At 74.1% G+C, this 22,927-nt stretch carries 21 protein-coding genes and 1 pseudogene; 13 read left to right on the forward strand and 9 right to left on the reverse strand.

The window, feature by feature from the left end; genetic code table 11:
* The first annotated feature begins 6 nt into the window (after window positions 1-6).
* Entirely contained in the window at window positions 7-711 is a 705-nt protein-coding gene (locus tag ACFC8N_RS27200) for a YcnI family protein (RefSeq protein ID WP_376290680.1), read from the forward strand.
* A gap of 76 nt (window positions 712-787) precedes the next feature.
* Here the strand turns inward: ACFC8N_RS27200 and ACFC8N_RS27205 are convergent, their stop codons facing one another.
* Window positions 788-1,549, reverse strand: a complete 762-nt coding sequence (locus ACFC8N_RS27205; protein WP_356025563.1) for a CDP-alcohol phosphatidyltransferase family protein — start codon at window positions 1,547-1,549, stop codon at window positions 788-790.
* Between the two features lie 107 nt (window positions 1,550-1,656).
* Here ACFC8N_RS27205 and ACFC8N_RS27210 point away from each other — a divergent pair, with 107 nt between their 5' ends.
* The 5 genes and pseudogenes from ACFC8N_RS27210 to ACFC8N_RS27230 form a co-directional block, all read left to right on the forward strand.
* On the forward strand, window positions 1,657-2,646 hold the full coding sequence (locus tag ACFC8N_RS27210; RefSeq protein ID WP_376290606.1) for a dehydrogenase: 990 nt from the start codon (window positions 1,657-1,659) through the stop codon (window positions 2,644-2,646).
* 112 nt (window positions 2,647-2,758) lie between these two features.
* Window positions 2,759-3,157 (forward strand): 6-carboxytetrahydropterin synthase, encoded by a 399-nt coding sequence (locus tag ACFC8N_RS27215; protein WP_356025558.1) that lies wholly within the window; start codon window positions 2,759-2,761, stop codon window positions 3,155-3,157.
* Entirely contained in the window at window positions 3,154-4,338 is a 1,185-nt protein-coding gene (locus tag ACFC8N_RS27220) for a glycosyltransferase family 4 protein (RefSeq protein ID WP_376290608.1), read from the forward strand. The genes ACFC8N_RS27215 and ACFC8N_RS27220 overlap by 4 nt, the downstream gene beginning before the upstream one ends.
* Window positions 4,335-5,525 (forward strand): class I SAM-dependent methyltransferase, encoded by a 1,191-nt coding sequence (locus ACFC8N_RS27225; protein WP_376290610.1) that lies wholly within the window; start codon window positions 4,335-4,337, stop codon window positions 5,523-5,525. Before ACFC8N_RS27220 ends, ACFC8N_RS27225 begins: the two co-directional genes overlap by 4 nt.
* Window positions 5,522-6,496, forward strand: a pseudogene (locus tag ACFC8N_RS27230) (YbhN family protein); the annotation flags it as partial. The gene ACFC8N_RS27225 and the pseudogene ACFC8N_RS27230, both read left to right, overlap by 4 nt.
* Window positions 6,497-6,549: 53 nt before the next feature.
* Here ACFC8N_RS27230 and ACFC8N_RS27235 read toward each other — a convergent pair.
* Window positions 6,550-7,326 carry a creatininase family protein gene (locus ACFC8N_RS27235; RefSeq protein WP_376290612.1) on the reverse strand — a complete coding sequence of 259 codons (777 nt, stop codon included), beginning with the start codon at window positions 7,324-7,326 and terminating at the stop codon, window positions 6,550-6,552.
* 86 nt (window positions 7,327-7,412) lie between these two features.
* Here ACFC8N_RS27235 and ribA point away from each other — a divergent pair, with 86 nt between their 5' ends.
* Entirely contained in the window at window positions 7,413-8,084 is a 672-nt protein-coding gene (gene ribA / locus ACFC8N_RS27240) for a GTP cyclohydrolase II (protein WP_356025550.1), read from the forward strand.
* 11 nt (window positions 8,085-8,095) lie between these two features.
* On the opposite strand, the gene ACFC8N_RS27245 is transcribed toward ribA, so the two are convergent.
* Window positions 8,096-9,319, reverse strand: coding sequence for a serine hydrolase domain-containing protein (locus tag ACFC8N_RS27245; protein ID WP_376290614.1), 1,224 nt, complete (start codon window positions 9,317-9,319; stop codon window positions 8,096-8,098).
* Window positions 9,320-9,755: 436 nt separating this feature from the next.
* Between ACFC8N_RS27245 and ACFC8N_RS27250 the strand changes: the two genes are divergently transcribed.
* Window positions 9,756-10,196, forward strand: coding sequence for a PPOX class F420-dependent oxidoreductase (locus ACFC8N_RS27250; protein WP_376290615.1), 441 nt, complete (start codon window positions 9,756-9,758; stop codon window positions 10,194-10,196).
* Window positions 10,197-10,252: 56 nt separating this feature from the next.
* On the forward strand, window positions 10,253-10,849 hold the full coding sequence (locus ACFC8N_RS27255; RefSeq protein ID WP_376290617.1) for a TetR/AcrR family transcriptional regulator: 597 nt from the start codon (window positions 10,253-10,255) through the stop codon (window positions 10,847-10,849).
* Window positions 10,850-10,868: 19 nt separating this feature from the next.
* Here ACFC8N_RS27255 and ACFC8N_RS27260 read toward each other — a convergent pair whose 3' ends face one another.
* From ACFC8N_RS27260 to ACFC8N_RS27275, 4 genes are all read right to left on the reverse strand, one after another.
* Window positions 10,869-11,294 (reverse strand): hypothetical protein, encoded by a 426-nt coding sequence (locus ACFC8N_RS27260; protein ID WP_356025537.1) that lies wholly within the window; start codon window positions 11,292-11,294, stop codon window positions 10,869-10,871.
* 58 nt (window positions 11,295-11,352) lie between these two features.
* Entirely contained in the window at window positions 11,353-11,796 is a 444-nt protein-coding gene (locus ACFC8N_RS27265) for an SHOCT domain-containing protein (RefSeq protein WP_356025536.1), read from the reverse strand.
* A gap of 124 nt (window positions 11,797-11,920) precedes the next feature.
* Entirely contained in the window at window positions 11,921-12,118 is a 198-nt protein-coding gene (locus ACFC8N_RS27270) for a hypothetical protein (protein WP_376290620.1), read from the reverse strand.
* Window positions 12,119-12,304: 186 nt separating this feature from the next.
* Window positions 12,305-15,046, reverse strand: a complete 2,742-nt coding sequence (locus tag ACFC8N_RS27275; RefSeq protein WP_376290622.1) for a LuxR C-terminal-related transcriptional regulator — start codon at window positions 15,044-15,046, stop codon at window positions 12,305-12,307.
* Window positions 15,047-15,222: 176 nt separating this feature from the next.
* Between ACFC8N_RS27275 and ACFC8N_RS27280 the strand changes: the two genes are divergently transcribed.
* The gene (locus ACFC8N_RS27280) at window positions 15,223-15,564 is read left to right on the forward strand and encodes a VOC family protein (RefSeq protein WP_362819733.1); all 342 of its coding nucleotides are present in this window, start codon (window positions 15,223-15,225) and stop codon (window positions 15,562-15,564) included.
* A 57-nt stretch (window positions 15,565-15,621) separates the two neighbouring features.
* Here the strand turns inward: ACFC8N_RS27280 and ACFC8N_RS27285 are convergent, their stop codons facing one another.
* Together ACFC8N_RS27285 and ACFC8N_RS27290 are read right to left on the reverse strand one after the other, a co-directional pair.
* A complete protein-coding gene (locus tag ACFC8N_RS27285) occupies window positions 15,622-16,983 on the reverse strand; it encodes an MFS transporter (RefSeq protein ID WP_356025526.1) in 1,362 nt (453 codons plus the stop codon).
* Window positions 16,984-17,208: 225 nt separating this feature from the next.
* A complete protein-coding gene (locus ACFC8N_RS27290; RefSeq protein WP_356025524.1) occupies window positions 17,209-17,874 on the reverse strand; it encodes a TetR/AcrR family transcriptional regulator in 666 nt (221 codons plus the stop codon).
* A gap of 163 nt (window positions 17,875-18,037) precedes the next feature.
* Between ACFC8N_RS27290 and ACFC8N_RS27295 the strand changes: the two genes are divergently transcribed.
* The 3 genes from ACFC8N_RS27295 (at window position 18,038) to ACFC8N_RS27305 (ending at window position 22,914) form a co-directional block, all read left to right on the forward strand.
* Entirely contained in the window at window positions 18,038-18,934 is an 897-nt protein-coding gene (locus ACFC8N_RS27295) for a shikimate dehydrogenase (RefSeq protein ID WP_362819731.1), read from the forward strand.
* An 80-nt stretch (window positions 18,935-19,014) separates the two neighbouring features.
* A complete protein-coding gene (locus ACFC8N_RS27300) occupies window positions 19,015-20,814 on the forward strand; it encodes a TIM barrel protein (RefSeq protein ID WP_376290683.1) in 1,800 nt (599 codons plus the stop codon).
* A 171-nt stretch (window positions 20,815-20,985) separates the two neighbouring features.
* Window positions 20,986-22,914 carry an ArnT family glycosyltransferase gene (locus ACFC8N_RS27305; RefSeq protein WP_376290626.1) on the forward strand — a complete coding sequence of 643 codons (1,929 nt, stop codon included), beginning with the start codon at window positions 20,986-20,988 and terminating at the stop codon, window positions 22,912-22,914.
* Window positions 22,915-22,927 lie beyond the last annotated feature (13 nt).

Genomic DNA, 22,927 nt, shown 5'->3' on the forward strand with positions numbered 1-22,927 from the left:
CCCGCCATGTCCGCCACACGTCCCGCCCTGCGCCGCGCCGCGACCGTCGTCGCCGGTGCCGCCGCCACCGTGCTCCTCGCCGCCGGTGCCGCCTTCGCGCACGTCACCGTCCACCCCGAGAGCTACGCCAAGGGCGCCACCGACGGCGTCCTCACCTTCCGCGTCCCCAACGAGGAGGACGGCGCCTTCACCACGAAGGTCCAGGTCTTCCTGCCCACCGACCACCCCGTCCTCGGCGTCCTCGTCCACCCGCAGGACGGCTGGACCGCCAAGGTCACCACGACCAGGCTGAAGACGCCCGTCAAGACCGACGACGGCACCATCACCGAGGCCGCCTCCGAGATCACCTTCACCGGCGGGAGGATCGCCGCCGGACAGTACGAGGACTTCGACGTCGCCTTCGGGCAACTCCCTTCCGACACCGGGCAGTTGGTCTTCAAGACACTCCAGACGTACTCCGACGGCAAGGTCGTCCGCTGGATCGAGGAGCCCACCGGCGGCGACGGCCCGGAGAACCCGGCGCCCGTGCTCAGACTGACGGCCGGTGGCACCGGCGCGGCCACCCCCGCCAAGAGCGCCGCCACCACCCGGGCCGCGGACTCCGCCGACTCCACGGCCCGCGGGCTCGGCATCGCCGGGCTGGTCGTCGGCGTCCTCGGCCTCGCCGCCGCGGCCTTCGCGCTCGTGCGGAGCCGCACGCCGCGGGCGTAGCAGCGGGCAGTCAGTGCGATGCGAAGGGCCCGGACCGGCATTCCCGGTCCGGGCCCTTCCCCCTGCCCGCCGCCGCTCAGCGCCCGGCCAGCTCCAGCACCGGGGCCTCGGCCGGCACCCGCACCGGCGTACGCGACGTACGCCACAGCCAGCGCACGTCGCGCCCGAAGGACCACACCAGGGAGCCCAGCGCCAGCAGGACGACCGCGAGGTTCGCCGGCCGCGGCAGCAGTTCGGCCCCCGCCACCAGGAGCGCGACGCCCTGCACCGCGGCCACCGTCTTGCGGGCGAAGGAGGGCGGCAGCGGGGCGTTCAGCCAGGGGGCGAGGCGGGCGGCCGCGACGAACGCGTACCGCATGCCGCCGATCAGCAGCACCCACGGGCCCAGCTGCATCGAGACATAGACGCTCAGCACGAGGATCAGGAACGCGTCGACCTCCATGTCGAAGCGGGCCCCGAGCGCCGTCGACGTCCCCGTACGGCGGGCCACCTTGCCGTCGACGCCGTCCAGGAGGAGGGCGACGGCGGTCAGGCCGACCAGCACGGTCACCGGCGGCGAGCTCTCGAAGGAGTCCGCGACCAGGGCGGTCACCCCGCCCACCAGGGTCGCCCGGCCGAGCGTGACCCGGTTCGCGGGACCGAAGGAGCGCAGCCGGGAGCGGTGCAGGGCACGGGCCAGCACGGCCCAGGTGGCGAACGCGAACGCCAGCCCCGTCAGCCAGCCGGCCGGCCCCATGCCTATCGCCGTGCCGAGCAGGGCCAGCAGCAGGATCTGTACGCCCGCTCCCACAGCGGTCTCCTGCTGGAGCCTCGCGTCATACGTGTTGTTCAGGGCCACCGCACACCCTCCGGCCGAGTGACAGAGTCGATCAACGCCGCGTACTGTGCGCGGCCTGTGCACTTCTCGGTACGTGAACAACTTGCCCACTGTTCAGGAGGATGCCCATGAACCGCTCGGCCCGCGCGTTCTGGCTGCGCTCGCCCGGCCACGGAGAACTGCGTGACGTCACCCTCGCGGAGCCCGCCGAGGGCGAGGTCCTCGTGCGCGCGCTGTACTCGGGGGTCAGCCGCGGCACCGAGACGCTCGTCTTCCGCGGCCAGGTGCCGCCCGGCCAACACGCCGTGATGCGGGCGCCGTTCCAGGAGGGCGACTTCCCGGGCCCGGTGAAGTACGGCTATCTCAGCGTCGGCACGGTGGAACAGGGCCCGGCCGACCTGATCGGACGTACCGTCTTCTGCCTGTACCCGCACCAGAGCCGTTACGTCGTCCCGGTGAACGCCGTCACCGTCGTACCCGAGTCCGTGCCCGCCGCGCGCGCCGTGCTCGCCGGGACCGTCGAGACCGCCGTCAACGCCCTGTGGGACGCCTCGCCGCTGATCGGGGACCGGATCGCCGTGGTCGGCGGCGGCATGGTCGGCTGCTCGGTGGCCGCACTGCTCGCCCGCTTCCCCGGCATCCGCCTCCAGCTCGTCGACGCCGACCCGGCCCGCGCGAAGACCGCCGAGGCCCTCGGCGTCGACTTCGCGACCCCCGACGGCGCCCTCGGCGACTGCGACCTCGTCATCCACGCCAGCGCCAGCGAGGCCGGCCTCACCCGCGCCCTGCAGCTCCTCGCCCCGGACGGCACCGTCGTGGAGCTGAGCTGGTACGGCGACCGGCGCGTGAGCCTGCCGCTCGGCGAGGCCTTCCACTCCCGCCGGCTCACCGTGCGCAGCAGCCAGGTCGGCACCGTCTCCCCGGCCGCCCGCCCCGGCCGCGGTTACGCCGACCGGATGGCACTCGCCCTCGACCTGCTCGCCGACCCGGCCCTGGACGCGCTCATCACGGGGGAGAGCGAGTTCGAGCAACTCCCCGACGTCATGCCGCGGCTCGCCGCCGGTGACATCCCGGCCCTGTGCCACCGCATCCGGTACGCCGAGGCGGGTCTGACCTGAGAAAAGAGTGAGAGGGGACTGAACACGGGGAAGCGAAGAGCCGTACTAGATGTCATCCCCGGGCAGGCACGGTCCGGGGGGACCAGACGCGCCGCACCTGGAGGGTCGTCCGTTGTTCAGCATCACCGTCCGCGATCACATCATGATCGCCCACAGCTTCCGCGGCGAGGTGTTCGGACCCGCGCAGAAACTGCACGGCGCCACGTTCCTCGTGGACGCCACCTTCCGCCGCGAACAGCTGGACCAGGACAACATCGTGGTCGACATCGGCCTCGCCACCCAGGAACTGCGGCTGATCACCGCCGAGCTGAACTACCGCAACCTCGACGACGAACCCGACTTCGCCGGTGTCAACACCTCCACCGAGTACCTCGCCAAGGTCATCGCCGACCGGCTCGCCGAACGCGTCCACAAGGGCAACCTCGGCGAAGGGGCCAAGGGGCTCGCCGCCATATCGGTCACCCTCCACGAGTCGCACATCGCCTGGGCGAGTTACGAGCGTGCCCTGTGACCGACGCGACCGTGGAGCGGGCGCGGCTCTCCTACGTGCCCGCACAGCCCACCGCAGCCGAGCAGCAGGCCGGAATCATCCCCATGTCCCTGCGCACCGTGCACTTCGTGATGCCGGCCGGCATCGACGACCCGGCCGCGCCCAGCGGCGGCAACGCCTACGACCGCCGGCTCTGCCTCGACCTGCCCGGCTTCGGCTGGCAGGTCACCCGGCACATCGCCGCCGGCATTTGGCCCCGCCCCGACCGCACCGCCCGCGAGGCACTCGCCCGCACCCTGCGGGACCTGCCGGACGACGCGATCGTCCTGCTCGACGGACTCGTCGCCTGCGGCGTGCCCGAGATCGTCACCCCGGAGGCCGAACGCCTGCGCCTCGCGGTGCTGGTGCATCTGCCGCTCGGCGACGAGACCGGCCTCGACCCCCGGGACGCCGCCGACCTCGACGCCCGGGAACGGGCCGTGCTGCGCGCCGTACCCGCCGTCGTCGCGACCAGCGACTGGGCGGTGCGCCGGCTCGTCTCCCACCACGGCCTCGCCCCCGACCGGGTCCATGTCGCCCCGCCCGGCGCCGACATCGCGCCCCTCGCGCCCGGCACCGACGGCGTCTCCCGGCTGCTGTGCGTCGCCGCGGTGACCCCGCGCAAGGGCCAGCACCGGCTCGTGGAGGCCCTCGCGGCGGTGCGCGACCTGCCGTGGACCTGCGAGTGCGTCGGCGGACTCGTCCACGACCCCGTGTACGTCGCACAGTTGCGGGAGCTGATCGCCCGGCACGGCCTCACCGACCGGCTGCACCTGACCGGCCCGCGCACCGGCGCCGGCCTCGACGCCGCCTACGCCGCCGCCGACCTGATGGTCCTGACGTCGTACGCGGAGACCTACGGCATGGCGGTGACCGAGGCGCTGGCCCGCGGCATCCCGGTGCTCGCCACCGACGTCGGCGGGGTGCCGGAGGCGGTCGGCCGGGCTCCCGACGGCGGGGTGCCCGGCATCCTCGTCCCGCCGGAGGATCCCGGCGCGCTCGCCGCCGAACTGCGCGGCTGGTTCGGCGAGCCCGACGTACGCCGCCGGCTCAAGGCCGCGGCCCGCGCCCGGCGTGCCGCGCTCGACGGCTGGGCCGCCACCGCCCGCAGCCTGGCCGCGGTCCTCGGCCGCCTCCCCGAGACCCCGGGGAGGGCGGCATGACGGCACGCGACACCATGACGAACGCGGCCGCCGCGATCCCGGCCCAACCGGGGCCCCGGGAAACGGAGTCGCCGCGGAAGAGCGAGAGCGAGGTGGAGTCCGTGCCGCGCAGGGAGACCGACGGCGGTGCGGCCGGTGCGGGACAGGGCGACGACCGTGGCCCCACTCCGGCCGACGCGCACGGCGAGCCCGGTACGACGGCGTCCGGTACGACAGCGGCCGATGACGGGTCCGCCGACCTGGGGCCCGCGGCCGCCGCGGCCGACTCGGTGCTCTCGGTCGTCCCCGGCGCCGGGCCCGCCGGCCGTCCGGGCGAGCGGGCCACCGTACGGCTGCGGGACGACGAGCCCGGCGAACCGCCCCGCTACGCGCCCGAGTGGCTGCAGCTGAGGGAGAGCGCCGACGCGACCGCCCGTGCACACGATCTGCTGGACCCGCTGCGGATCCGGCTGGCGAACCTGCCGGGCCGCCCCGGTGCCCTGGCCGTGCACGACCTCGGCTGCGGCACCGGCTCGATGGGCCGCTGGCTCGCGCCCCGCCTCGACGGCGCCCAGCACTGGGTCCTGCACGACCGCGACCCCTATCTGCTGCACTTCGCCGCCGTGGCCAGCCCGCGCTCCGCCGCCGACGGCAGCCGCGTCACCGTCGAGACCCGGCGCGGGGACGTGGCCCGGCTGACCCCGGACGCGCTGAGCGGCGCCTCGCTGGTCACCGCCTCCGCGCTGCTCGACGTCCTCACGCGCGAGGAGATCCTCGCCCTCGTCGACGCGTGCGCCGGCGCCGGTTGTCCCGCGCTGCTCACGCTGTCCGTCGCCGGACGCGTCGAACTCACCCCGCACGACCCGCTGGACGCCGAGATCGCCGAGGCGTTCAACGACCACCAGCGGCGCACGGACCTGCTCGGCCCGGACGCGGTCACCGTGGCCCGCGAGGCGTTCGCCGCGCGCGGCGCGAACGTCCGCGTCCGCCCGAGCCCGTGGCACCTCGGCCCCGAGCAGGCCGCGCTGACCGAACAGTGGCTGCGCGGCTGGGTGGGCGCGGCCGTGGAGCAGCGCCCCGACCTGGCCGAGCGCGCGGCGCGCTACCTGCGCGACCGGCTCGCCGCCTGCGCCGCCGGCGAGCTGCGGGTGATCGTCCACCACAGCGACCTGCTGGCCCTGCCCCGCTCGACGGACGGCACCTCATGACCGCGCGGGCGACCGCGTACCCCGCGGGTGCCGGACCGGCGGAGAACGAGGCCCCCGCCCCGGCCCCCGCCTGCTCCGCCACGCCCGCCGTCGGCCCGCGGCGCCCCGGCGGCCGTGCCCTGCGCACGCACCTCGGGACCGCCGCCGGTGTCGTCATCCTCGGCGCGCTGCTGTGGCGGCTGGGCACCGGCGCGCTGCTCGACGGGCTGCGCCGGATCGACACCGGGACCGTCCTCGCCGCCCTCGGCATCGGCGTGGTCACCACCGTGCTGAGCGCCTGGCGCTGGCAGTTGGTGGCCCGGGGCCTGCGGATCCGGCTGCCCTTCGGGCCCGCCGTCGCCGACTACTACCGTGCGCTGTTCCTGAACGCGGCCCTGCCCGGCGGGATCCTGGGCGACGTGCACCGCGCGGTACGGCACGGGCAGAGCGCCGGCGACCTGCGGCGCGGCGTGAAGGCGGTGGTGCTGGAGCGGGTCGCGGGGCAGATCGCGCTGGCCGTGTCCGGCGCGGCGGCCCTGCTGGTCCTGCCCTCGCCGGTCCGCGACGAGGTCCGCGCCTTCGCGCCGCTCGCCGCCCTGGCCGTCGCCGGCACCCTCGCCGTCGTCCTCGCCGTGCGCATGAACCGCGCCCCCGGCCGACGCCGGACCGCGCTGCGCACGAGCCTCGGCGAGGCACGGCAGGGGCTGCTGTCCCGGCAGGCCGGGCCCGGTGTCGCACTGTCCTCGGCCGTCGTCCTGGCCGGACATCTGGCGATGTTCGTCGTCGCGGCCCGGGTCGCCGGCTCCGCCGCCTCGGTGGCCGCCTTGGTCCCGCTCGCGGTCCTGGCCCTCGTCGCCATGGGACTGCCGCTGAACATCGGCGGATTCGGCCCCCGCGAGGGCGTCACCGCCTGGGCGTTCGGGGCCGCGGGGCTCGGCGCGGACAGCGGGGTCGCCGTCGCCGTGGTCTACGGCGTGCTCAGCTTCGTGGCGAGCCTGCCCGGCGCCGTCGTCCTCGCCGCCCGCTGGTACGCCGGGCTGCGCGGCTACCCCCGTACGGCCCCCGCGTCCGCGGCGCCGTCGGACGCGGTGAGCAACGTGAACACCGCCGAGAAGGAATCCGCGAGGCTCGCCAGCAGGTCCTTCCCCTTTTCCGCCGACCCCAGGGAAGGACGGCCGATGACGCCCGATTCGGTATAGGCGGACATTCCCACGGTGAGCAGATGACGACGGTCGTCGGCGATGAAATCGGCGGACTCGTGACCAGGGCGGACGAATTCGGGATGAGCGTGCAGAAGAATCGAGGTCTCGATTTCCCCGGCATGCATGTCGGAGAGCAGCGAGGTCTCCACCCCCGCCCGCTCCCGGGCCTCCTCCCAGTCCTCGGCGGCCGGGAACAGCGCCATCCGCTCACCGCGCGCGGACGCCTCCTGCACGACGTTGCCGAGGACGTAGTTGCCGCCGTGCCCGTTGACCACGACGAGCGTGTCGACCCCGCCGCGGCGCAGCGACTCCGCGATGTCCCGGACCACCGCGTGGAGGGTCACCGAGGAGATGCTGACGGTCCCCGGCCAGCCGGCGTGCTCGTGCGAGCAGGAGACCGTCACCGGAGGAAGGAGATGCACCGGGTGGACGGCGGCGATCTCCCGCGCCACGGCACAGGCGACCAGCGTGTCGGTCGCCAGCGGAAGGAAGGGCCCGTGCTGCTCGAAACTGCCGACGGGAAGGACGGCGACCTGTGCGGGAACGCCCGCCCCCCGCGCCCGTACGTCCTGCGTGGTGTCCGCCGGCAGCACGCCGTACATCCCGCGCGTCCCGCTCATTCCGCGCGTTGCCTCGTGTGCCGCCGCCCGCACGCCCGAACCACTCATTGTTTCACGGCCTTTCGTCTCGCTTGAGGAATCAGATCATGACAGAAAACACCGGCGTCGACATCGGCGTACTGGGCTCGAAGTCCGCAGGGCGGACGGACACGGAACGCGTCGTGAATGCGCCGCTGCCCACCGTGTACGGCAAATTCCAGGCGATCGGCTACCTGGACCACGACCGCGGCGAGGAACAAGTCGCCCTGGTGTACGGCGAGATCGGCACCGAGAACGTGCTGACCCGGCTGCACTCCGAATGCCTGACCGGGGACGCGTTCGGCTCCCGGCACTGCGAGTGCGGCGACCAGCTGGCCTCCGCGCTGCGCGCCGTCGTCGCCGAAGGCAGCGGTGTCGTCGTGTACTTGAGGGGGCACGAGGGCCGCGGCATCGGCCTGCTCGCCAAACTGCGCGCCATGGCGCTCCAGGCCGAGGGCCTGGACACCGTGGAGGCGAACCTCGCGCTCGGCCTGCCCGTCGACGCCCGCGACTACGGCGTCGCCGCCGAGATCCTGCGCGACCTCGGGGTGCGCTCGGTCCGGCTGATGTCCAACAACCCGCGCAAGCGCGAGGCCCTCGTCCGGCACGGCATCCAGGTCGCCGAGCGGGTACCGCTGCTCATCGAGCCGTGCGAGAGCAACATCACCTATCTGCGCACCAAACGGGAGCGGCTGGACCACATCCTGCCGCACCTGGACGCCGTCGCCCACGGCTCCTGACGGCCCGGCGGTCAGCCGGCCAGCGCCTCGCTCACCAGCCGCCGCAGCTGCGGGAACACCTTCAGCGTCCTCGGGCGCACCTGGGTCATGAACTGCACCGTCAGCTCGTGGGCCGGGTCCACCCAGAACGCGGTCGTGGCCGCGCCCGTCCAGCCGTACGCACCGAGGCTGGACGGGGCCAGGGTGCGCGACGGGTCGACCACCACGGAGACGTTGAAGCCGAAGCCCAGGCCGTCGTTGCCGGGCTCCTGGTGGACCGGGGCGCCGAAGGCGCGCAGGACGGCGCCGCCGGGCAGCCGGTTGCCGGTCATCAGCGCGACGCCGTCCGCCGACAGCAGCCGGACGCCGTCGAGTTCGCCGCCGCGGCGCAGCATCTCCATGAACCGGTGGAAGTCGTACGCCGAGGAGACCAGGCCGCCGCTGCCGGACAGGAACCGCGGCCGGCCGTGCACCGGCAGCCCCGGCACCGGCGCGATCCCGCCCTCGTCCGTCTCCCGGTACAGCTCGGCCAGCCGGGGCTCCTGCCCGGGGGCGAGGTGGAACCCGGTGTCGGCCATGCCGAGCGGGCCGAGGATCCGCTCGGCGAGGAACGCGTCCAGCGGCCGCCCGGACACCACCTCGATCACCCGGCCCAGCACGTTCGAGGCGACCGAGTAGTTCCACTGCGCGCCCGGTTCGAACTGCAACGGCATCCGTGCGTACACCTCGACCGTCTCGGCCAGATCGGCACCCGGCGGCACCGAGTACTCCAGCCCCGAGTCGCGGTACAGGGCGTCGACCGGATGCTGGTGGTAGAAGCCGAAGGTCAACCCGGCGGTGTGGGTGAGCAGATGACGGATCCGGATCGGTCCGGCGGCCGGCCGGGTGGTGAGGCCGCCACCCGAACCGCCCTCGTACACACGGGGGTTGGCGAACGCGGGCAGATGCCGCTCCAGCGGATCGTCCAGGCCCAGCCGGCCCTCCTCCACCAGCAGCAGCACGGCCACGGCGGTGACCGGCTTGGTCATCGAGTAGATCCGCCACAACGTGTCGGATTCCACCGGCAGTCCGCCCGCGACATCGCGCCGCCCGTACGTCGTGAGGTGCGCGATGCGCCCGTCGCGGGCCAGGGCCAGCAGAAAGCCGGGCAGCCGCCCCGCGTCCACGTGGTCGGCGAAGCACCGGTCCAAGCGGTCCAGCGCCGCGGCGTCCAACCCCGCCTCGTCCGGCTCGACTTCCTGCCCCAACCCCGCCATCGCTCTCCTCCGCTCGCCGCCGTACGCAATGCCTGCCGGCCGCCCGGCCCGGTCCGCGTCCGATGCTCATCGTGTCGCAGAAACGGTGTGCCGGAGGTGATCTTCGACGGTGGGTGTGACCGACGCGACGCCGCGCGCCGCCCCGGACGGCGCGCAGGCCGGCAGCACGCCGAGCGCCGGGCCGGCCGCGAGGACGAGCAGCGCCGGCCCGGTCCCGGCGCCCAGCAGCGCGGTCTGCGGGCGCGTTCGGCCCACATCGCGCTCGCCACTGCAACCCGGCCGAACACCGCCGCGGACGCGGCCCGGACAGCACGAGGGCCCCGAGCGAGAGCAGCACCCGAATCGAGCAACAGTTCGACACCCTCTCCGTCCAGGGCGAGTGCCGCCGGCCCGGCGCATGGGAATGCGCGGCCCGCACCGCCGAGTTGACCGTGATATGACTCACGACACCACGCAGGACGCCCTGCTCGCCCTGCTCTCCGCAGGTCACGGCGGCACCCTGGTCACCCTCAAACAGGACGGCCGCCCCCAGATGTCCAACGTCAGCCACGCCTACTACCCCGAGGAGCGGCTCATCCGGATCTCCGTCACCGACGACCGCGCCAAGACGCGCAACCTGCGCCGCGACCCCCGCGCCTCGTACCACGTCACCAGCGCCGACCGCTGGGCGTACACCGTCGCCGAGGGCACCGCCGAACTGACCCCGGTCGCCCGGGACCCGTACGACGACACGGTCGAGGAGCTGGTCCGTCTCTACCGCGACGTCCTCGGCGAACACCCCGACTGGGACGACTACCGGGCGGCGATGGTCCGCGACCGGCGCCTGGTCGTACGGCTGCGAGTCGAGCGGGCGTACGGGATCCCGGAGAAGGGGTGAGCGGGGGGCGACCATAGGCGGTAGGCAGTGGGGGTGTCACGGAACGGAGGTCGGCGATGGGTGAGGAACGGCCGGGGCCGCGGGAGCGGATGGTCATCAGCGCGGCCCAGCTCATCCGGCGGCACGGCGTGACCGCGACCGGTATGCGTGAGGTCGCCGTCCACGCCGGGGCACCGCGCGGGTCCCTGCAGCACTACTTCCCGGGCGGCAAGGAACAGCTGGTCAACGAGGCGATCGACTGGGCCGGACGGTACGCGGGCCGGCGGATCGGACGCTTCGTCGCGAGCCTGGACGAGCCGAGCCCGAGCGCCCTGTTCGCGGCGATGGCCGCGCAGTGGACCGACGAGTACGCGGCCGAGGGTTTCGCCGCGGGCTGCCCGGTCGCCGCGGCCACCGCCGAGTGCGCCGCCGCCGGCGGCTCGGCCCGTGCGGCCGCGGCCGCCGCCTTCACGACCTGGCGGACCCCGCTCGCCGAGGCCCTGGCCGGCATGGGCGTCCCCGCGACCCGCGCCACATCCCTGGCCACGCTGATGATCAGCACCCTGGAGGGCGCGATCCTGCTGGCCCGCGCCGACCAGGACGTACGCCCGCTGACCACGGCCGTACGCGAACTGGGCCCGCTGCTCGACGCGGCGGTGGCCCCGGCGCCCTGACCAGGGCGAGCCGCTGACGTCAGTCGAACAGCTCGGACGCGCCCGTCCGCCCCACGCACAGGGCCCAGATGACGAGCCCGGAGAAGGCGATCAGCACGATCGACCACACCGGGTGGTACGGCAGGGACAGGAAGTTGGCGATGACGATCAGCGAGGCGATGGCCACTCCGCACACGCGCGCCCACACGACGCCCCGGAAGAGGCCGAGGCCCACGAGCAGGGCGACGACACCGAGGACCAGATGGATCCAGCCCCACCCCGAGAGGTCGAACCGGAAGACGTAGCTGCGCGTCACGAGGAACACGTCGTCGTGGGCGATCGCCATGATGCCGCGGAAGATGTCCAGGATCCCGGCGAGTACGAGCATGACCGCGCCGAAGGCGGTCAGGCCGGTGGCCCATTGTTCCCTGGCGGTGGGCGCGGGTGCGGTGGGTGCGGCGGTCATCGTGCCACCTCGTTTCTGTGCCGTGCGACGTGCTCGGTGCTCCGGTGCGGCGGGAACCTCATGGTGCGGGGTGCGCGGGCCCGCCGCCGGTGAGGACCAGTTCCTTCGCCCGCCGGAACTCGTCGTCGGTGATGTCGCCGCGCGAGCGCAGCCCGGACAGCTTCTCGAGTTCGTCGGCACTGGTCGGGGGTGTGCCCGCGTGGGCGGTCTCGCGGATGTAGGTGTCGACCGCCTGCTGCTGCGCACGGACCTGTTCGGCCTCGCGGCGGCCCATGTTCCTGCCGCGGGCGATCAGGTAGACGAAGACGCCGAGGAAGGGCAGGACGATGACGAACACGAGCCAGCCGGCCTTGGCCCAGCCGCCCAGGTCGTCGTCCCGGAAGACGTCGACGATGATCCGGAACAGCAGGACGAACCACATGATCCACAGGAAGAACACCAGCATGGACCAGAAGACACTCAGCGCCGGATAGTCATACGCGAGGTAGGTCTGCGCGCTCATGGCTCCTCCTCCGTTCCGGGACTGCACCCGGTCGTCGTTCCGTACGCCTCCCAGCGTGCGCGGGGCGGGTGCGCGGCCACCTCACCCCTCACGGGTGACCCGTACCGGGGCCGCGGCGGTGGGATCACGACGGCGTCTGGCGCAGCTCCAGCACCCTCAGCCCCAGGGACTGGCAGCGGGCCAGCAGGCCGTACAGATGTGCCTCGTCGACGACCGCTCCGAAGAGGATGGTCTGACCGGCCATCAGGACGTGGTCCAGCTCGGGGAACGCCCTGACCAGCGTCTCGGTCATCCGTCCGTCGACGCGAATCTCGTAGCGCATGAGCTGTCTTCCCCACGTTTCCCAGGTGTCCCACGTTTCCCACGTCTCCCGAAGGGGCGTGCCCGTTCCTGTCGGTTCGATCCTCCGCCGGGTGCCCACCGCGCTGCTTCACCCGTGGGAGGTGACCCGCGGGCGGTGACCTGTGGGAGGTGACAGCACCGCCGCGTCCGCCCCGGAGCGTTCCCGTCACAGGAGGTCCAGGTCACGCGCGCGGCGCACGGCGTCGTGACGCCGGTTCACGCCCAGCTTGCGGTAGGCGCTCTTGAGGTGGGTCTTGACCGTGTTGACCGACACGTACAGATCGGCGGCGATCTCCTGCGTCGACATCAGCTGCGCCAGCCGGCGCAGCACGTCTCGTTCGCGTCCGCTCAGCTCTTCCACCACCGGCAGCGGCGGCCGCTCCCCGGCCCGCCGGGGGCCGCCGGGTGCCGGCGGGCGGGGGGACAGCCAGCCCTCGGCCAGCGGGCGCAGGGGCACGGTGCTCAGCAGCGGGCGCAGCCACGGTCCGGCGTCGGCGAAGGGGCGGCGCAGCCGCTCGCGCCGGGCCTCCCGCAGCGCCTGGGCGACGAGTTCCCGCCGGCGGTCCACGTCCCCGGCCGCGCCCGCCAGCTGGGCCCCGACCAGTGCGGCTCGTACCGTGACGGCGGGGCCGGCCCGGTCCTGTGACCGCACCCCGTCGAGCAGTTCGGCCGCGGCCTCGGGTCTGCCCGCGGCCAGCTCCGCCTGCGCGGCTCCCACGAAGCACACCGGGTCGCCACCGGGCTCGTCCGCGAGCAGCTTGGCGGCCAGCTCCGGCCGGCCCTCGGCGAGGTGGGCGGCGGCGGCCACGGACGCCGCGTGCGCCTCGGCCCAGGGAGACGGCACATCGGCGACGACGGCCCGGTCCACCGCCTCCAGTGCGGCCTGCGGGTCGCCGCGGGCCAGGAACAGCCGCCCGGCGACGATGGACTGTGCCGCCGACATCACCGGGTCCGGCGGCAGACGCTGTGCCTGCGCCGCGGCGTCCAGGAGTGCCTGGGCCCGGTCCAGTTCGTCGCGGTCGACGGCCACCGCGGCCAGGACCAGCGTGGCAGGCCCAGGCCCAGGCCCGGGCGCGGGGGGCGGGTCGCGGCGGTCCGCCGCGGTGAGCGTGGCCAGCGCCGTGCGCTCGGCGCTGCCCGGCCGGCCCTTCAGATAGTCGATCAGTGCCAGGTGGCCCAGGCACTCCTGGCGCGCCGGTGCCGTCGCCGCCGTCCGGCCGGAGTCGGCCACCGCGGTCAGGGCCGCTCGCGCCTCCCGGACCCGGCCGGCCCACAGCCGTGCCGAACCGAGGTGGGTGCGCAGGAGCGCGAACAGCTCGGGGTGCGCTTCCAGGAGCCTGCCGGGGACGTCGCCGCGCAGCTCCTCGGCGGCCTGTGCCGCCGCTTCCGCCCGTCCCGGCGCACCGGCCAGGCGCGCGGCCACGGTCTCCAGGAAGGCGCAGCTCAGCCGAGCCGCGGCCAGGTCGGCCACCGCGTCGCCGTCGTCGCCGGACGGGCCGCCGTCGTCGGCCGCTGTGTCTCCGTCGCGCGATGTCAGGGCCTGTGCCGCCCGGCGCAGCGGGGCGAGGCCGTGCTCGACGTCGCCACGGGAGAGTTCGAGGGCCGCGCGGACGAGGTCGGTGGCGGGACCGGCGGGCCGCGGGCCCATGCGGGAGAACAGCTCGGACAGGTCGTCGACGTGCAGGCCGGTGAAGATCTCCCCGATGGCGAGATCGCCGACGAGGGCACCGGCGGCGGTCTCCCAGTCGCGGGCCGCGGCCGCGTGGCCGAGCGTCTCGCCGAGGGAGCCCGAGCGCCGCAGCCAGCGCGCCGCCCGGCGGTGGAGTTCGGTCTCCAGGCCCGGGCAGCGCACCCGGAGGTGGGCCCGGAGGATCTCCCCGAACAGCGGATGGAGACGGAACCAGGCGTGCCCGAGGTACTCGACGAACGCGTTCTCGCGGTGCAGGCCGGTCAGGATGCGTGCGGCGTCGGTGCGCCCGGTGAGGGCGTCGGCGAGTTCGGGACAGCAGCGTTCGAGGATGCTGATACGCAGCAGCAGATCCTGCGTCTGTGCTGTCTGCCGCTTGAGGACCTCGGCCAGCAGGAAGTCGGCGATCGTGCTGCGGTCGGCCTCGAACTCCTTCAGATACGCGCCCGGATCGGGTTCCGTCCGTGCGGCCAGGGCGCACAGCCGCAGTCCGGCCGCCCAGCCCCGGGTGCGCTCCACCAGCGCGTCCACGCCGTCGGCCGGCAGGCGCAGCCCGTGCAGCGCCAGGAGATCCGCCGCTTCGCCGGAGGTGAAGGCCAGTTCGGCGTTCCTGATCTCCGTGACGGTGCCGGCCGCCCGGTAGCGGTGCAGCGGGAGCAGCGGTTCGGTGCGGGTGACGAGCACCAGGCGCAGGCCGCGCCCCGCCTGCTGGAGGACGAGTTCCAGCTGGTCCGCTATCTCGGGGTCGGCCGCCCGGTCGAACTCGTCGATGACCACGATCACCGGTGTCCTGCGGGCGTCCAGTCCGTCGGCGAGCCGTGCGAGCAGCGCGTCGTGCACGTGGCCGGGTTCGGTGGGCAGGCCGATCCCGGAGTCGACACCGGAGTCCGGCCCCACGCCGGCCAGCCGCAGGGCCTGGAGGAGGTACGCCCAGAACGTGCCGCACCCCTTGTCCGCCACCCGGGCGGTGAGCCAGGCGACGGGTGCGTCCTGTGCGCAGGCCCAGTCGGCGGTCAGCAGTGTCTTGCCCGCTCCGGCGGCTCCGTCGACCACGGTCAAGGGGGTCAGCCGGGCTTCGTCGAGGTGGGCGGTCAGCCGGTCGCGCCGCAGGAACGTCGCGGGCCGGCTCGGTACGGCGAAGCGGGTCCGCAGGAACGGCTCCCCGCGGGGATCGGCACACCATGTCGTCGGGGCCGGTCCGTCCCTGCCCGGAGTGGCCATGGTGCCCACCACCGCTCATGATCCTCAGGTGCCGACGGCGTTCCTCCCGCCCTCCAGGGTGTCCCGGCGCGGTCACGCGCGACAGGGGCCGATGGTCCCGGGGGCGGGCCGGACATGCCTGGCCCCGCCGGGCCCGGTGCTTGTCCGGGCCCCTCCGCCGCACTAGCCTCCCCCGCGTGATCAACGGTGCACATGTGGTGCTCTACAGCCGGGACCCGGAGGCCGACCGGGCCTTTCTGCGGGGGACCCTCTGCTGGAACTACGTCGACGCGGGCAGCGGATGGCTCATCTTCAAGGCGCCGCCCACCGAGGTGGCCTGCCACCCCACCGAGGGCACGCCCGCGCACGAGTTGATGCTGACGTGCGACGACCTGGACGAGACCCGGCGTCAACTCGCCGAGCGGGGCGCGGAGTTCAGCCGCCCCGTGGAGGAGGCCCGGTGGGGCCGGGTGACCGCGGTCCGCCTGCCGGGCGGCGGCGAGATCGCCCTGTACGAGCCGCGTCACCCGCGTCCCTAGGAGCCCCCCGGTCCGGGCTCGCCCCACTCACGCCTGATCCGCTCAGGCCGGGTCCGCTCAGGCCGTGATCCGCTCCGCCTGCGCCGTCCGGCGCCCGCCGTCCCGCTCGCCGAGCAGTTCCGTCGGGACGGCGTGCGTCTCGCGGGCGCAGAGCGCGGCGACGACCGGCGGTACGCACAGCGCGGCCGTGAACAGGGCCACCGCCCCCCAGTCGGCGCCGTCCGGACCGGCGATCTCGGCGGCGAAGGTGACCGCGAACCCGGCCACCGCGAAGCCGGTCTGGGTGCCGATCGCCACACCGGACAGCCGGACCCGGGTCGCGAACATCTCGCCGTAGAAGGCGGGCCACACGCCGTTCGCCGCGCTGTAGAGCACGCCGAAGGAGACGATGCCGAGGGCCAGGGTCAGCGGGTAGGAGCCGGTGGAGATCGCCCAGAGGTAGCCGGCGGTCGCCACCGCGCTGCCGGCCGCGCCGATCAGGAACACCGGCCGGCGTCCGATCCGGTCCGACAGGGTCGCCCACAGCGGGATCGCGCCGAGCGCGACCAGGTTGGCGAGGGCGCCCACCCACAGCATCGAGGTACGGGACATGCCGACCGCGTCGCTGGTGGCGTAGGCCAGCGCCCACACCGTGAAGATCGTGCTGACGGAGGCGATGAGCGCGCCCGCGATCACGCGCAGCACGTCCGCCCAGTGCTCGCGCAGCAGCACCGCGAGCGGCAGCTTCGCCACGCCCTCGGTGGCGGCCTGCCGGGTGAAGGCGGGCGTCTCGCGCAGCCGGCGCCGGATGACGTAGCCCGCGACGGCGACCGCCACGCTCAGCCAGAACGGCACCCGCCAGCCCCAGGAGAGCAACTGGTCCTCGGGGAGCCGGGCCACCGGGATGAAGACGAGGGTGGCGATGAGCTGGCCGCCCTGGGTGCCGCTGAGCGTGAAGCTGGTGAAGAACCCGCGCCGGTGCTCCGGCGCGTGCTCCAGGCTCATGGAACTGGCACTCGCCTGTTCGCCGGCCGCCGATATGCCCTGGAGGACACGGCAGAGCACGAGCAGCACGGGAGCGAGGGAGCCGACCTGGGCGCGGCTGGGCAGACAGCCGATGAGGAACGTCGACAGACCCATCAGGACCAGCGTGAACACCATGATCTTCTTGCGGCCGAGCCGGTCGCCGACGTGCCCGAGGACCAGCGCGCCGAGCGGCCGGGCGGCGTAGGCGACGCCGAAGGTGGCGAGCGAGAGCAGGGTCGCGGTGGCCGGATCGGAGGCGTCGAAGAACACCTTCGGGAAGATCAGGGCGGCGGCGCTGCCGTAGACGAAGAAGTCGTAGTACTCCAGCGCGCTGCCGATCCAGGCGGCCGTCGCCGCCTTCCAGGGCTGGCCGGCAGGGACGTCGGGGGCGGGCGCGGGGACGGACTCGGACACGTCGGTGCTCCTTCGGGGGAACGTCACCCTGCGGAAGAGGGGAGTGAGCGGCGAGGGGGAGCGGGCGGGGCCGGATCGCGGCGGCTAATTAACCCACTGGGTAGTTAGTCGTGGTGGGTGGGATGTTGCGCCGCTGTTTCCCCTGTGTCAAGAGACCGTGCACGGGCCTTTGCGCGCGGACGCCGCGGTGACGTCGCGCGGAGGTCACGGGGACGTGTGCGGAGGTCAGTCGTCCGCCCGCTCCGCCGTCAGGTACGCGATCACCATGTCGCCGAGCATGGTTCGGTAGTGCTCGCGCCGGCCGGGGTCCGTGAGGTCGCGGCCGAACAGGGCGCCGAACGTATGCCGGTTGGCGACCCGGAAGAAGCAGAACGAGCTGATCACCGCGTGCAGGTCGACCGCGTCCACGTCGGCCGTGAACAGCCCGGACTCCTGTCCGGCGGTGAGGATCCGGCGGATCACGTCCAGCGCCGGGGAGCCGATCCGGCCGAGCTTCTCGGAGGCCGCGATGTGCTCGGCGCCGTGGATGTTCTCGATGCTGACCAGGCGGATGAAGTCCGGGTGCCGCTCGTGGTGGTCGAGGGTCAGCTCGGCGAGGCGCCGGATCGCCGCGACCGGGTCCAGATGGTCGACGTCCAGGCGCTGCTCGGCCTCCCGGATCACGCCGTACGCCCGCTCCAGCACGGCCGTGAACAGCTGTTCCTTGCCGCCGAAGTAGTAGTAGATCATCCGCTTGGTGGTGCGGGTGCGGGCCGCTATCTCGTCGACCCGGGCGCCGTCGTAACCGGCCCGCGCGAACTCCTGCGTGGCCACGTCGAGGATCTCGGCCCGGGTGCGGGCGGCGTCGCGCACCTTCCCGCCGGGGTGCAGGGGTTCTTCGACGCTGGTCATCGGGTTCCTTCGGGGCCGGGGACACCTGGGCGGAGCACTCGTCGGTGGTGCCGGTGATTGTAGAAGCAGGGCCCCGGATGCCGCCGGGGGCTTCCCCGGGACTCCCGCCGCTGATATAGCTAACGTACTGGTTCGTACATTAGCGTCGCCTCGGGAGGTCCGCGTGGCCAAGGACTCGTATCTCGTCGGGCTGGTCGGGGCCGGCATAGGTCCCTCGCTCAGCCCCGCCCTGCACCAGCGGGAGGCGGACCGGCAGGGCCTGCGCTACCTGTACCGGCTCCTCGACCTCGACGTCCTCGGCACGGCCCCGGAGGCGGTCGGCGGCCTGGTCCGGGCCGCCCGCGACCTCGGCTTCGACGGGCTCAACATCACCCACCCCTGCAAGCAGCTCGTCCTCGGTCACCTGGACGCGCTCGAACCGCGCGCCGAGGCGCTCGGCGCGGTCAACACCGTCGTCTTCGGCGACGGCGGCCGGGCCGTCGGTCACAACACCGACGTCACCGGCTTCGCCGCGTCCTTCGCGCGCGGTCTGCCCGGCGCCCCGCTGGAGCGGGTCGTCCAGCTCGGCGCGGGCGGCGCGGGCGCGGCGGTGGCGCACGCCGTACTGGCCCTGGGCGCGGGGCGGGTGACGGTCGTCGACGCGCTGCCCGACCGCGCGGCCGGGCTCGCCGAGTCGCTCGTACGGTACTTCGGCCCCGGCCGGGCGCAGGCGGCGGCGCCCGACCGGCTGCCGGCGCTGCTGGCGGAGGCCGACGGCGCGGGGGGACTCGTGCACGCGACCCCTACGGGTATGGCGGCGCACCCCGGACTGCCGTTGTCCGCCGAGCTGCTGCGGCCCGGGTTGTGGGTGGCCGAGGTGGTGTACCGGCCGCTGGAGACCGAGTTGGTGCGGGTCGCGAGGGAGCGTGGCTGTGCCGTGCTGTCCGGGGGCGGGATGGCCGTGTTCCAGGCCGCGGACGCGTTTCGGCTGTTCACGGGGGTGGAGCCGGACAGCGGGCGGATGCTGAGTGACTTCGCGGAGTTGGCGGGGGTTGAGCGTTCGGGGAGTCTGGCCGGATGACCGGGGCAGGTTTCGTCGCGGTTGACCGCGCCCACGCGGCGGAGCCGCATGCCGGCACGGCCCGCGCCCCTTACGGGGCGCTGCGCACCTCCATCGCCACCGTATCCCTGAGCGGCTCCCTCACCGAGAAGCTCACCGCCGCCGCGCGGGCCGGGTTCGACGGGGTGGAGATCTTCGAGAACGACCTGCTCGCCAGCCCGCTCCCGCCCGAGGAGATCCGCGCCCGGTGCGCCGATCTCGGGCTGCGGATCGACCTGTACCAGCCGATGCGGGACATCGAGGCCGTTCCGGAAGAGGTCTTCGACGCCAGTCTGCGCCGCGCCCGGCACAAGTTCGAGCTGATGCGGCGGCTCGGTGCCGACACCGTGCTCGTGTGCTCCAGCGTCTCGCCTGACGCCGTGGACGACGACGCCCTCGCCGCCGGGCAGCTGGCCCGACTCGCCGGGCTGGCCCAGGAGTTCGGGATCCGGGTGGCGTACGAGGCGCTGGCCTGGGGGCGCCATGTGAACACGTACGACCACGCGTGGCGCATCGTCGAGGCGGCCGGGCACCCGGCGCTCGGCACCTGCCTGGACAGCTTCCACATCCTCTCCCGCGGCTCTGACCCGCGGGGCATCGCGGGCATACCCGGCGACCGGATCTTCTTCCTCCAGCTCGCCGACGCACCGCTGCCGGCGATGGACGTCCTCCAGTGGAGCCGCCATCACCGCTGCTTCCCCGGCCAGGGCGGCTTCGACGTCGCGGGGCTGCTGCGGCACGTCCTCGACGCCGGCTACCGGGGGCCGCTGTCGCTGGAGGTGTTCAACGACGTTCACCGGCAGGCCGATGCCGGTGCCACCGCCGTGGACGCCCACCGGTCCCTGCTGCTGCTCCAGGAAGCGGTCGGCGCCGCCGAGTTGCCGCCGCCGGTCGTCCCCACGGGGATTGCCTTCGCCGAACTCCTCACGGCGGATGCCGAACCGGTCACCGCGCTGCTGGCCGCCCTCGGCTTCGCCCGCACCGCCCGGCACCGCGGCAAGCCCGTCGACCTGTGGGAGCGCGGTACGGCCCGGATCCTCGTCAACACCGGCGCCCGCGACCGCCGCGACGGCACCCGGCTCGCCGCGATCGGGCTCACGTCCCCCGACCCCGCCGGTGCCGCCCGCCGTGCCGAGGCTCTGCATGCCCCCGTTCTGCCCCGCCGCCGCGCCCCCGAGGACGCCCCGCTCGATGCGGTCGCGGCACCCGACGGCACGGAGCTGTTCCTCCTCGCCACCGGGTCCTCGGACGCCTCCCGACTCCCCGACTGGCGAGGCGACTTCGCCGACCTGCCGGAGGTTCCCGAGCCCGTCGGCACCACCCGTATCGACCACCTCGCCCTCACCCAGCCCTGGCACCGGTACGACGCGGCGACGCTCTTCCACCGCGGCGTCCTCGGGCTGGACGCCCGGGAGAGCATCGACCTTGCCGACCCCTACGGGCTGCGCCGCAGCAGGGCCGTCGCGAACGCCGACGGCAGTGTCCGTATCGCGCTCACCGTCGGCGCGGCGCCCGCCGACGAAACGGTGCACGCCGCGCACATCGCGCTGGCCACCGACGACGTGGTGGCCGCCGCCCGCGCCCTGCGCGCGGCCGGCGGCCGGCTGCTGCCGGTCCCGGACAACTACTACGACGACCTCGCCGCCCGATTCGCCCTCTCCGAGGGGGAGTTGGCGACGTACCGTGAGCTCGGCATCCTCTACGACCGCGACGCGGGCGGCGCCTTCAGGCACTGCTACACCGAGACGGTCGGCCGGGTCTTCTTCGAACTCGTCCAGCGCGATCCCGGCCATCAGGGGTACGGTGCCGCCAACGCGCCGGTGCGGCTCGCGGCCCAGCACACGGGACGGCTCTTGCGATGAACTGACCGGCCTCTTACCGGATCCCCCGCAGGGGTGAGAGGGCGGTGAGACCTCCGCCGGGTTCAGCTCCGGTTCAGGCTCCGTACATCTCCGGAGACGGATACTCCGCAAGATCCGGTATGCGCGCTGCGCCCGGATCACCACGCTTTCCGGGAGCCTGAAAGGCCGTTCATGCTGAGCACCCCTACCGAGTCGGTCGTCCGGGACGGCGGGCCGCCGCCCGCGGCCGCGCCGCGCCCGCACACCCAGCGGTACGAACGCCCGGTGCTGGTGGCCATAGCCGCACTCGCCGCACTGCTGTGCCTGTGGGGCCTCGACCACAGTTCGTTCCACGGCTTCTACGCCGCCGCCGTGCGCAGCATGACGGACAACCCGGTCGCGTTCTTCTTCGGCTCCTTCGACCCGCGCAACACCCTCACCATCGACAAGCTGCCCGGCTTCCTGTGGCCGCAGGCCCTGTCGGCGCTGGTGTTCGGCTTCCACCCGTGGGCGCTGGTGCTGCCGCAGGCCCTGGAGATCGTGGCCTCGGTGGTCCTGCTCCATGTGGTGGTCCGGCGCTGGGCGGGCGTGTCGGCCGGGCTGCTGGCGGCCGCCTTCCTGGCCCTCACCCCGGTGACCGTCGGCCTCGGCCGGTCCGTCACCGAGGACGCCCCGTTCGTCCTGCTGCTCCTGCTGGCCGCCGAGGCCGTGCAGCGCGCGACCGAGCGGGGCCGGGTGGTCCCGCTGCTGCTCGCCGGCTTCTGGGTGGGCGTCGCCTTCCAGTGCAAGATGCTGGAGGCCTGGGCGGTGCTGCCCGCACTCGCCGCCACCTACCTGGTCGCCGCCCCGCCGAGCCTGCGCCGCCGGCTGCGGGACCTCGCGCTCGCCGCCGCGGTCATGTTCGCGGTGTCGGTGTCGTGGATGGTCGCGGCCACCCTCACCCCCGGCTCCGCCCGCCCGTATCTCGACGGCACCACCGACAACTCGGCGTTCGGCCTGGTCGTCGGCTACAACTTCCTCACCCGCTTCCACACGGTCGGTGTCGACGCGGCGGGCACCGGCAGCGTCGCGCCCAACGAGAGCCTGCGGGCGGCCGGTTCGGGCCCCGGCATGGGCGACAGCGTGTGGAAGATGTTCAGCCCCGGGCTCGCCACGCAGACCGGGTGGCTCTACCCGCTGGCCGCGCTCGGGCTCGTCGGCGGCGCCGTGGCGCTGTGGCGGCGGCGCCCGGCCCGCACGGACCGGGTGCTCGCGGGCCAGGTGCTGTGGGGCGTGTGGCTGGCGACGTTCTTCTTCGTCTTCAGCTTCGGCAGCGTGACCGGGCACACCTACTACATGGGCGTGGTCGCGGTCGCGCTCGCCGCGTTCGCCGGCGCCGGTGTCGTACGGGCCTGGCGGGCGGGGCTCGGGGGCGGCCCGCGGGCCTGGGTGCTGCCGGCGGCGCTGGCCGCGAACGCCGCCTGGTGCGTGGTGCTGACCCTGTGGTCCCCACGGTTCCTGCCCTGGTCGGCCCCGGCCGCCGGCGCCCTCGCCGTGCTCGCCCTGGCCCTGACCGCGCTCCGGCGCCGTCCGCGCGCGGCCCGGGCCGGTCTGGCCGTGGGCCTGGCCGCGGCCCTGCTCGTGCCCGCCGCCTGGTCGGCGTCGGCGCTGTCGCTGCGCTACAACCAGCCCGGCTCGCTGGCCCGGGTCGGGCCCACCAGCCACCGCTCGGGCAACCCGCTCGCCCAACTGGACCCCGCCCAGCAGCACTTGCTCGGCTATCTCACCGCGCACCGGCACGGCGCCGAGTACCTGGCCGCCGTCCCCGGCTGGTGGTCCGCCGCACCGTACGTCATCTCGGCGAACGCGGACGTCATGCCCATGGGCGGCTTCACCGGTCGGGTCCCGTACCCCTCGTCCGCCCGCTTCCACCGGCTGCTCGACTCCGGCCGGCTGCGCTACGTCGTCCTGAAGCGGACCGACGTGCGGGCCGCGCACCGGCGCGGGGAGCACACGCTCGTCGGCGGGCTGGTGCGCTGGACGAGCGACCACTGCGCGCTCGTCCCGGCGGCCGCGTACGACGGCTCGCGCGACCGCGCGCACCGGCTGTACGACTGCGGCCCGGCCCACCGCAGAGGGTGAACCGGGCCGCGGG

The sequence above is a fragment of the Streptomyces sp. NPDC055966 genome (assembly GCF_042269865.1).
Classification (GTDB): domain Bacteria; phylum Actinomycetota; class Actinomycetes; order Streptomycetales; family Streptomycetaceae; genus Streptomyces.

What these genes read in the sequence shown, in the direction of transcription:
- ACFC8N_RS27200 (WP_376290680.1), top strand. Translation starts at nt 7, where the DNA reads ATGTCCGCCACACGTCCCGCCCTGCGCCGCGCCGCGACCGTCGTCGCC.
- ACFC8N_RS27210 (WP_376290606.1), top strand. Translation starts at nt 1,657, where the DNA reads ATGAACCGCTCGGCCCGCGCGTTCTGGCTGCGCTCGCCCGGCCACGGA.
- ACFC8N_RS27225 (WP_376290610.1), top strand. Translation starts at nt 4,335, where the DNA reads ATGACGGCACGCGACACCATGACGAACGCGGCCGCCGCGATCCCGGCC.
- ACFC8N_RS27235 (WP_376290612.1), bottom strand. Translation starts at nt 7,326, where the DNA reads ATGAGCGGGACGCGCGGGATGTACGGCGTGCTGCCGGCGGACACCACG.
- ribA (WP_356025550.1), top strand. Translation starts at nt 7,413, where the DNA reads ATGACAGAAAACACCGGCGTCGACATCGGCGTACTGGGCTCGAAGTCC.
- ACFC8N_RS27245 (WP_376290614.1), bottom strand. Translation starts at nt 9,319, where the DNA reads ATGGCGGGGTTGGGGCAGGAAGTCGAGCCGGACGAGGCGGGGTTGGAC.
- ACFC8N_RS27250 (WP_376290615.1), top strand. Translation starts at nt 9,756, where the DNA reads ATGACTCACGACACCACGCAGGACGCCCTGCTCGCCCTGCTCTCCGCA.
- ACFC8N_RS27255 (WP_376290617.1), top strand. Translation starts at nt 10,253, where the DNA reads ATGGGTGAGGAACGGCCGGGGCCGCGGGAGCGGATGGTCATCAGCGCG.
- ACFC8N_RS27260 (WP_356025537.1), bottom strand. Translation starts at nt 11,294, where the DNA reads ATGACCGCCGCACCCACCGCACCCGCGCCCACCGCCAGGGAACAATGG.
- ACFC8N_RS27265 (WP_356025536.1), bottom strand. Translation starts at nt 11,796, where the DNA reads ATGAGCGCGCAGACCTACCTCGCGTATGACTATCCGGCGCTGAGTGTC.
- ACFC8N_RS27270 (WP_376290620.1), bottom strand. Translation starts at nt 12,118, where the DNA reads ATGCGCTACGAGATTCGCGTCGACGGACGGATGACCGAGACGCTGGTC.
- ACFC8N_RS27275 (WP_376290622.1), bottom strand. Translation starts at nt 15,046, where the DNA reads ATGGCCACTCCGGGCAGGGACGGACCGGCCCCGACGACATGGTGTGCC.
- ACFC8N_RS27290 (WP_356025524.1), bottom strand. Translation starts at nt 17,874, where the DNA reads ATGACCAGCGTCGAAGAACCCCTGCACCCCGGCGGGAAGGTGCGCGAC.
- ACFC8N_RS27305 (WP_376290626.1), top strand. Translation starts at nt 20,986, where the DNA reads ATGCTGAGCACCCCTACCGAGTCGGTCGTCCGGGACGGCGGGCCGCCG.